General features: G+C 60.5%; 1 pseudogene. It reads left to right on the plus strand.

The features are described from left to right. Positions 1–463: 463 nt before the first annotated feature. A pseudogene (locus tag BLQ55_RS31050) lies at positions 464–1,773 on the plus strand (type IV secretion protein Rhs); the annotation flags it as partial.

The raw sequence follows: 1,773 nt of genomic DNA on the forward strand, positions 1-1,773 counted from the left end.
GTACGGGGACCGGTTCATCAGGCCGACGTGGTAAATGAAGGCCTGCTTAACGGCAGGCCGTCACCGGCCCGCACACAAAAAATCTGACACTCCCCAGCCTCGTTTCACTCGGCAGCTCCTACGGCGCAGCCGAGCGGGAGCAAGCTCCCTCGCCACAATGATTCATACAGTCTTAAGTTAACCAGCGCCTGTGAGAACAGCAGTCCACGCATTCCCGCCCCCACCACAAGTCCCCTGTGGGAGCGAGCTTGCTCGCGATGGCGGTACATCAGACAAAAAGATCTTCAGTCGGCTGGCTATCTGCATGTTCATATCGTGGCATCTATGGTCATCGGCGGGGTTCGCACGCCAAGCGTTCAAATTTAGCGAATCGCCCTACATCCTTTGTCCCCTCCCACTGACTTAATTCCCCTGTCATCCCCGGCAGAGTCTCGCGTTCGTCCCCGCATCGCGAGATTCCTGCATGTTTGCCCCCGACAAGCTCCTGGCCCTGAACAACACCATCGGTTCTTTGGTGGTGGCGGCCATGGACCCCGAGCAGCCGGATGTCGAGGCGGTTTTCCAGGACTTTCGAAACTGCCTGAACGACTACGACGCCTGGGCTGAAAGCTTCTGGGCCGGTTGGGCGCTGGATCTTGAGCAAGTGTTCAAGGTCGGCAACGAGGTGTCCCTGGCGGCGCCGAAGAATCTTGATCAACCCATCAGTGCCACGGTGGCCGCGTGTCCGGCGAGTGGTCCACTGACGTTGGTGCACATGTTCCAGGCGGCGCGTTTCGTGCCGATTGGCGACACACCGGTGATGCTGGAGCCGGTCATCGATGGCACGCCGGGGAAGGAAATTTTCGGCGAGCCGATCCATCACGTGATCGGCCCCAGCGGCATCCTGGAAGTGCCTGAGTGTTGGCGCGGCCAGCGTTATCGCATCACCTTTTTCCCCCATGTCACGGCCGATCACGTCAAGGCGTTGTACGCGTCTTACCAAGGCGTGATCGACGAACTTGAGGGCTGGCTGAAAGCCGAGTGGGAGCAGTTTCAGTCGCTGTGGGCGGAGTTTTCCGACGCCGGGTTTCTTCAACGCTACGACGTGTTGCAGCAGGCTGATTGGCGCGGTCTCAAAAGCGCCCTGCATCAACTCTGGGACGACGTTAAGCAGGTTTTCGGGCTGCTGGCCGATCTGCAGGCCAACAGCGAAAAACTCTTGGAGTACCTGACTCAAGCCGAGCTTGAACAGCTACTGAAGGCGTCCTCCGAGGCAATTGCCAAAGGGTTGATGGTGTTGAGCGACGAGCCGTTGCTCTTCGTTCACATGGCCGCGTTCACCAGTTGGCTGCGGATGTTGCCGCCTCAGTACGCGGCCGAAGTCGTCGGAGAACTGCGCGCCTCGGTACTGATCAATTTCCTGCTGATGCGTTTGACCGGGGCACTGGGCCTGGGTCTGCGCATGAGCGGTAACGTATTGGGCCGGGTCCGCTCGGAGCGGGCCCGGGAATGGTTGCTGGCGTCGAGCCTGAGGCTGGGCCAACTCACCCCCGACCGGCTCAATCAGCATGCCGATGTGCTCAAACCGTTGGTGGTCAGCCAACGCGCACCTTTAAAACCGACGCCTGTCGGACCCTTGCACATCACCCCGGAACACTCGGCGCCATTGTCTGTGAGCAATCCGGCCGCCGTGGCGCGGGAAAAATCCCAGCCGTCTACCCGCCTGAGCGAACACGAACCCCACGACGACGCCCCGGCCCAATCGAAAAACCCCAACGGCGACAGCGCCGACAC

This window comes from Pseudomonas sp. NFACC13-1 (genome assembly GCF_900104425.1).
Classification (GTDB): domain Bacteria; phylum Pseudomonadota; class Gammaproteobacteria; order Pseudomonadales; family Pseudomonadaceae; genus Aquipseudomonas; species Aquipseudomonas fluorescens_AA.